Source organism: Laceyella putida, assembly GCF_042665195.1.
Classification (GTDB): Bacteria; Bacillota; Bacilli; order Thermoactinomycetales; family Thermoactinomycetaceae; genus Laceyella; species Laceyella putida.
The window spans coordinates 24,041-30,562 of record NZ_JBHTBW010000007.1 but is presented as its reverse complement, the minus strand read 5'-3'; the positions used below and the strand labels follow the sequence as shown (position 1 = coordinate 30,562).

The 6,522-nt window shown below is 41.0% G+C and carries 6 protein-coding genes and 1 pseudogene; 1 reads left to right on the top strand and 6 read right to left on the bottom strand.

The genetic code is table 11. The annotated features are described in order from the left end of the window. Positions 1 to 81: 81 nt before the first annotated feature. The 5 genes and pseudogenes from tnpA to ACFQNG_RS03695 all read right to left on the bottom strand — a co-directional run bounded on the left by tnpA (position 82) and on the right by ACFQNG_RS03695 (position 4,210). A pseudogene (gene tnpA / locus ACFQNG_RS03715) lies at positions 82 to 350 on the bottom strand (IS200/IS605 family transposase). A 163-nt stretch (positions 351 to 513) separates the two neighbouring features. Continuing rightward, on the bottom strand, positions 514 to 1,596 hold the full coding sequence (locus ACFQNG_RS03710; protein ID WP_379863514.1) for a sensor histidine kinase: 1,083 nt from the start codon (positions 1,594 to 1,596) through the stop codon (positions 514 to 516). Between the two features lie 2 nt (positions 1,597 to 1,598). Continuing rightward, positions 1,599 to 2,129 (bottom strand): winged helix-turn-helix domain-containing protein, encoded by a 531-nt coding sequence (locus tag ACFQNG_RS03705; RefSeq protein WP_379863513.1) that lies wholly within the window; start codon positions 2,127 to 2,129, stop codon positions 1,599 to 1,601. A gap of 364 nt (positions 2,130 to 2,493) precedes the next feature. After that, positions 2,494 to 3,735, bottom strand: a complete 1,242-nt coding sequence (locus ACFQNG_RS03700) for a cell wall-binding repeat-containing protein (protein WP_379863512.1) — start codon at positions 3,733 to 3,735, stop codon at positions 2,494 to 2,496. 301 nt (positions 3,736 to 4,036) lie between these two features. After that, positions 4,037 to 4,210 carry a hypothetical protein gene (locus tag ACFQNG_RS03695; RefSeq protein WP_379863511.1) on the bottom strand — a complete coding sequence of 58 codons (174 nt, stop codon included), beginning with the start codon at positions 4,208 to 4,210 and terminating at the stop codon, positions 4,037 to 4,039. Positions 4,211 to 4,391: 181 nt separating this feature from the next. Here ACFQNG_RS03695 and ACFQNG_RS03690 point away from each other — a divergent pair, with 181 nt between their 5' ends. Next, complete coding sequence (locus ACFQNG_RS03690; protein WP_379863510.1) at positions 4,392 to 5,162, top strand: ZIP family metal transporter; 771 nt, start codon at positions 4,392 to 4,394, stop codon at positions 5,160 to 5,162. Between the two features lie 422 nt (positions 5,163 to 5,584). Here ACFQNG_RS03690 and ACFQNG_RS03685 read toward each other — a convergent pair whose 3' ends face one another. Beyond that, complete coding sequence (locus ACFQNG_RS03685; RefSeq protein ID WP_379863509.1) at positions 5,585 to 6,511, bottom strand: cation diffusion facilitator family transporter; 927 nt, start codon at positions 6,509 to 6,511, stop codon at positions 5,585 to 5,587. Positions 6,512 to 6,522 lie beyond the last annotated feature (11 nt).

Genomic DNA, 6,522 nt, shown 5'->3' with positions numbered 1-6,522 from the left:
TTCACTTGATACATTTCCTGCTGTACTAACGAAGAAAGAACGTGTCCAAAGACTTACCAGATGGGGCAAGTGCTTAAATTCTTATCTCAGTCTTCTTGAAGTCACTCCTTTTACTTTTGCCATGATATCCGATGGTGAATGAGTGAGAAGACCGTTCAAGAACAAATGACAATGATCAGGCATGACTTCCACAGCAACAATCACCCATTCATTCTCTTCACAAATTTCGGTCACCAGACCTTGAATCGCTCTTCTACTCGATTCACCAGTACTTTTTTTCGATAGCGCGGACAGAAAACAAAATGATAGTTGATTAAAGAGATCGTTGTTCTTCTGTAGTCTTGTTCCATATCCAGATCCTAACCATTCGATGCACAAACTGCAACATCAAAAGAAAAAAAATAGTTGCTCTAAGCATCCCCTTTATGGGGATACCGAGCAACGCCGTCTTTCATCCCACGATTGAAACCGTGGGCTTTCAGACAGCATAAAATCTGTAAAAGGGAAACTTTTCTAAACCACTCCCGTTGACTTCATCTTTTTCAAAGTAATTATGACACTCGTTCCTTTTTCTCTGTCGCTTTCTATATCCACAGTACCTTCATGTGCCTCAACCAACTTTTTCACTATGGTTAAACCTATGCCACTACCACCTAATTTTAAATTGCGTGATTTATCAACACGATAAAATCGTTCAAATACCTTTGGTATTTCTGATGTGGGAATTCCGATACCTGTATCTTTCACAATGATAATAACTTTTTCACCTTCTTCTTTTACATCAACAATGACTTTTCCGCCTGATGGAGTAAATTTCAAGGCATTAGATAACAGGTTGATCAATATTTGAATCATCCGATTCCGATCGACGAATATAGGTATCTTTGCTGTAGCAAAATTCAACAATTCAACATCCTTTGTTATAAATGCGGTTTCCATTGTTTTTACACTTTGTTCAACAATTTCACTTAAGCATTCTTCTTTTTTCTTTAGTTTAAATCCAGGAGATTCTACGTTAGTTAATTGTTCTAAGTCCCCCACCAAATGAATTAATCGCTCTAATTCTTCATAGCAAGACCTTATTCGTTCGGGAGTCGGTTCCCAGATTCCGTCTTCGAAAGCTTCCATATGACTCTTTAAGGTGGCTAAAGGAGTCCTTAACTCGTGAGCGATATCCGAGGTTAAATTTCGCCTCAAAGATTCCTGTTTTTTCAATTCATCCGTCAAATGGTTTAGCGCTTGACCCAAATCGGATAATTCATCTTTGCCAGCCATTTTAATGCGAATCTCCAAATTCCCTTGGGTTATTTTTTCCGCTACTCTTCTCATTTCAATTAATGGGGATGTAATCTTTTTGGCTACATAAAAACTAATCGCCATGGCCAAGCATATCGTACCAATCGCAGTCCATATAATCGATTGAATCAAGGCCTGTTCAAAATGGTGACTTAAATTGATGACTTGAGGGTTAGGCAAAGGAATCTCTTTAAGAAAAAGGGATAGATGATAATGCATTCCGATGATAAAAATAACAGTGGATAAACTGATCATCCCGGACGCTACACAAATAAAAGCCCATGCCAATCGTCTTTTCATGCTTATACAGTCCTTCCATCAAACCGATAACCAAATCCATAAACAGTGATGATATACTGTGGCTTTTTAGGATTCGTTTCAATCTTTTGTCTCAGATTTTTAATGTGTTGATCGATCGTACGGTCATCTCCCATATAGCTTATACCGAAAGCTCTCTCAATTAACTCCTCACGGGAAAAGGAACGGTCGGGATGACGGGCAAAAACCAATAATAACTTAAACTCAGCAGGCGTAAGAGAAATAACCTCGCCATTTTTTAATACTTCCTGTTTAGCCGTATCTATAATTAATTCTCCATCCTTATAAGAAACACGAGATGCCAATAAATCCTGACTTGAACGGCGCAAGATGGCTTTAATGCGGGCCACTACTTCCCGAGGGCTAAAAGGCTTAATCACATAATCATCCGCGCCTAACGCCAATCCCTTAATCCTGTCTCCTTCTGACACTTTAGCCGTTAACATCAATATAGGAACAGGTGATTGTTCACGAATTCGCTGGCATATCGTTTCACCCGAAACATCCGGCAACATAAGGTCAAGGATCACAAAGTCCGGAGATTCTTTATTAAATATATTGTTCCATTAGCGGCCTCTAAAGGCACATAGCCTTCTTTCTTAAGGTAGGAAACTAACACTTCGCGTATTTTTTCTTCATCATCAACAATCAATATTTTTCTCATCAGTATTTCCCATCCTTTTTTCCCTTGACATTGCTCAGAGTCCCTTAGAGTTTAAAAGTAATTCAACAATATGGTCCACCCAGAAAAAAGAAGAAGACATAGGAATATACCTATGCCATTCATTGAGCTTAATCCGTTATGGTTACAAGAAAATATACTTAAAAGTCGGCAGGGTTTAAGAGAAAAAAGCAATATTCTTTTCTATTCGATTAACTTCAGTTATGACCGCCGCCATGACCGCCACCGCTCTCGGATGTGATTTCAAGCATTTGATCAATCATCCCTTGAGTCGTGAAAGGGATCGCCTTTTCGGAGCCTATCACATAACCATGGTTATAGGGACCCACAGTGGGATCGTCTTTGAACTTTGGTTGCATACCCATTAAATATTCATGTAATTTTCCTGAAAGCTCCTCGCCATCCAATAGTAACATCGGGGCATGCTTTCCTAAATGGGCAAAGGCAGCTGTCGGAATAGCGGCGTCTATATTTTTGACCCGATTAAATGTAAATCCATGACCCGGTTCGGTTACACCCCAACCAAATCCGGTTGCTTGGTCTTTATATTGAACAAAAGCAATCGCATTTTCTTCTGGATTTGCACCACTGATGCGAATCACTTTTCCGTATTGTTTCAGTTGCTCCTCAACTGATTTGGATACGACTTGTTCTGGTCCTAAAATGTAGATATTGGCTTTGCCGCCTCTTTGTTTTAACGCATCTACTGTTGCGTTAGGGAGACTATCTTTCCTTACATATAGCAGAGGTTCCGGCATATGGGCAATCCAGTTGGCAGAGGGCAACGTGTATTCTGGTGCATCTAATGAACCGACAATGACTCCCGCTGGGAAGTTACCACCGCTTGCTTTAGCATAATAAGCATCCAGTTTGTTGGCCATTTGTGTCGGTTCGTTGCCGGTGATGTTATCCACCTTAAAACCTTTAGCCTCTAACTGTTGCTTTACCTTTGAAGAGAAATTCCCTATCAGTATCACCTGTATTCCGTTATTCGATGGGCTTCCCATCGGATTCAATCTTTGAATTTCCTTTAAAGTGATATCTGGGACGTTATCCTTCTCGGCATAGAGCAGCGGACCATTGTTGGGATGATGGATAAGGGTCACGGAAGGCAAGTTGACTTTCCAGTCTCCTTTTAATCCCAAAAGAACGGTGCCGGGTCGATTTTGATCCGTGGTAGCCGGCCAGACAATTTGTGATGTTTCCACAGCAACTTTGATAGGGTCATCTTGATTAATTCTTGTTACATTTTTAGTGTTTAAAGTAATTCTATTTTGAGTTGCTCCTTGATCAGATGTATTGTTATTACCATGTCCCATCTTACTGTGATCCATGCCCTGCATATTGGATTGATCAGTATTGCTCGTATGATTGCAAGCTGTTAATGCGATTGCTAAAACCATAAGCAAGCTAATAGATAAGAGAGTGAGTCGCTTCATCTAACAAATCCCCCTGGTAAAATCATTTCCATTTGTGCGTTTGTCTGAAAACATTTTAAGACAAAAATATGAGATTCTTATGAAGTTAGACTCAGTAAGACCAAATTTGCTCCATTGCATTCCTGCTCGAAAAAATGCAAACGCTTTTATCAACGCTCAAAAACATGCATGAACGTTCATTGTTTAGAGTATTGTAACATTGTAAGATAAAGGAATTCACTATACTCGAACCGAAAGGATTACATAAAAATAATCGGCCTAAGGAGAGGTCTACATGTCGGCTTATCTTGTTTATCCCTGTTTAATCACTTTGTTGGGCATGGGAGGCTTTTTGATCGGGGCCAGCATTAGTTATTTTACAGATTTTTGCTGACTGAAAGCCCACGGTTTCAATCGTGGGATGAAAGTCGGCGTTGCCCGGTAATCCCTTTATGGGATTGCTAAGAGAAACAATTTTCAGTACAATCGAACGCATGAGCGGTACTCATCCCACTGGTAGTGGGTTTTGTTCCCTCTGTACGTCATGATATGGGGTTCCAGTGGCGAACCAATCTCTCCCACTGGGTAAAATCATGAGAGTGAGTGAAACGGAGCTAGAACGCCGGTAACAGGTGTTCCACCCATGTGGGTACATGCAACATGAGTTGTAGAACTGCATGGGACGGGCTGATGAGACAGCCCTGAACTTGGGAGTTGCACGAAGCAGAAATGGATTGAGTGCGCTAACTACCCAAGAATCCCACAGCTTCAGCCGTGTGGAGTCTCAAACGCGTATCCCGATTTTAACGCAAGAAGCGATTTATGCAATTTCTTCGGGATTAATATCTGGCATTGTTATATTTGAACTGGTCCCAGAAGCTTGGAAACGGTATGAGGTCCCTTCTCTACTAACAGGTATCATTATCGGAATCGTACTGATCAGCGCTTTAGAATCATTCTTTTCACGCCTTATCATTTTTACTACTCATAAGCACCTGCAATTAATGAATTCCATTATACTCATTGGCATTGGCATTAGTTTGCATAATCTTCCCTTGGGGATCTCTCTAGGGGCCACTTTGTTTTTGGATTCGAGATTGGTCACATCATTAGTTGGCGCTTTGTTGATTCACCACATACCGGAAGGATTGGCTTTACTCACACCATTAATAGCAAACGGAACCCGTTTCATCCCCATTGTAACTATCACTTTCCTACTATCCCTATCTCTAGGAGTAGGTAGCGCGATCGGCATGCTCACAGGTTCCGCTTCCAGTTTCTATTATGGTGTTCTAATCGGCATAGCATTAACATTCATCGCTCACATTGGCCTAAATGAAATGGGAGCCAAAGCATTGCAAATGTTAAACACGACCCACTTTGCCATTTACACCCTCGCAGGTCTGTCCGTTTGCTATCTCTTGATATCATTTGTACATACACATTAACCGCCCGTTTCTCAAACACTCACATGTATAGTGTGGTTTGGTGAAATCATGAATACGAGGATTCCTGTTATGCTCACATAAATCCACTGGGGTATCGTCCAGAGGATTATCAGACACTCCACCAAAAGAAAATAGCATCCCTGTTAAAACGACAAAAGAAAACTATAATAAACCACTACAAAAAGAAACAAAAGGAATATGATACTGTAAAACTGTGCAAAGATGCGCAAACTCAACGTTGTTACCCGATTTTTAACTAGGGAAAGCCATTTGCGGGCCAGCCACATAAACGGTGGCACCAAGAACCCCTTTCAACTCTTCAATACATGCGTATATGTTCATACAAAATGTTAACATATACATTTGAATGACATTGTTGCAAAAAGGTGAACGCTTACATATCTACAAATTTACTTATCATGTTAATGAACTAAATGGTGCTCATGATGCTGAAACTCTTTCGTTTCAACCTGGATTGTCGTATGTTTTATAGCAAAATGACTTTCTATTTCTTGAATTGCTTGCTGGAGAACTGTTTGCGTATTTGCTTTTTCCTCCACCAACATATGGCAAGACAATGTATCCATTCCTGATGTGATGGTCCAAATATGCAAATCATGAACATTAATTACCCCTGGAATATTCTCAAGAACCTTTTTCACTTTATCGCGATCAATCGTAATAGGTGACCCTTCCATCAAAATATGTACAGAATGAACCACAACTCCCCATGCACTTTTTAAAATGAGGAGAGCCACGATCACACTGATGATCGGATCAGCGATATACCAAGAAAACGCCATCATGAACAAGCCAGCAAAAATGGCCCCAACCGAACCAAGCGCGTCTCCCAATACATGCAAGTAAGCGCTTCGCACATTCACATTCTCTTTTACATCCCCTCCCCTCATTAAAACCCCAGCGCTAAGGAGATTGGCTATCAAACCGATGGCGGCGATCATCATCATCGATCCACTAGCTACTTTCGGTGGATTGATAAATCTTTCTACCGCTTCCCAAATGATAAATCCAGCAACGACAAATAGAGTGACTCCATTAAAAAGAGCAGCCAAAATTTCGAAACGATAATAACCATAGGTTTTGCGGGGAGACGGCGGGCGGGCCGCAAACCACATGGCCAGCAAACTTAACGCCAAGGAGCTGACATCACTCAACATATGCCCGGAATCAGACAAAAGAGCTAAGCTGTTGGTCATTAGCCCCCCTATCAATTCAAGGAACATTATTGCCACAGTGATGATCAATGCAAAGGTTAAACTTTTTTTATTGGCGTCCCGCTGATGGTCATGAACATGGTGCCCATGCCCGTGATGATGGTGATGATGCATCGCATTTCCCC

Excerpts from the sequence above, each read along its gene's own strand:
- ACFQNG_RS03710 (WP_379863514.1), bottom strand. The coding sequence starts at position 1,596 with ATGAAAAGACGATTGGCATGGGCTTTTATTTGTGTAGCGTCCGGGATG.
- ACFQNG_RS03705 (WP_379863513.1), bottom strand. The coding sequence starts at position 2,129 with ATGTTGCCGGATGTTTCGGGTGAAACGATATGCCAGCGAATTCGTGAA.
- ACFQNG_RS03700 (WP_379863512.1), bottom strand. The coding sequence starts at position 3,735 with ATGAAGCGACTCACTCTCTTATCTATTAGCTTGCTTATGGTTTTAGCA.
- ACFQNG_RS03695 (WP_379863511.1), bottom strand. The coding sequence starts at position 4,210 with ATGCGTTCGATTGTACTGAAAATTGTTTCTCTTAGCAATCCCATAAAG.
- ACFQNG_RS03690 (WP_379863510.1), top strand. The coding sequence starts at position 4,392 with ATGGGACGGGCTGATGAGACAGCCCTGAACTTGGGAGTTGCACGAAGC.
- ACFQNG_RS03685 (WP_379863509.1), bottom strand. The coding sequence starts at position 6,511 with ATGCATCATCACCATCATCACGGGCATGGGCACCATGTTCATGACCAT.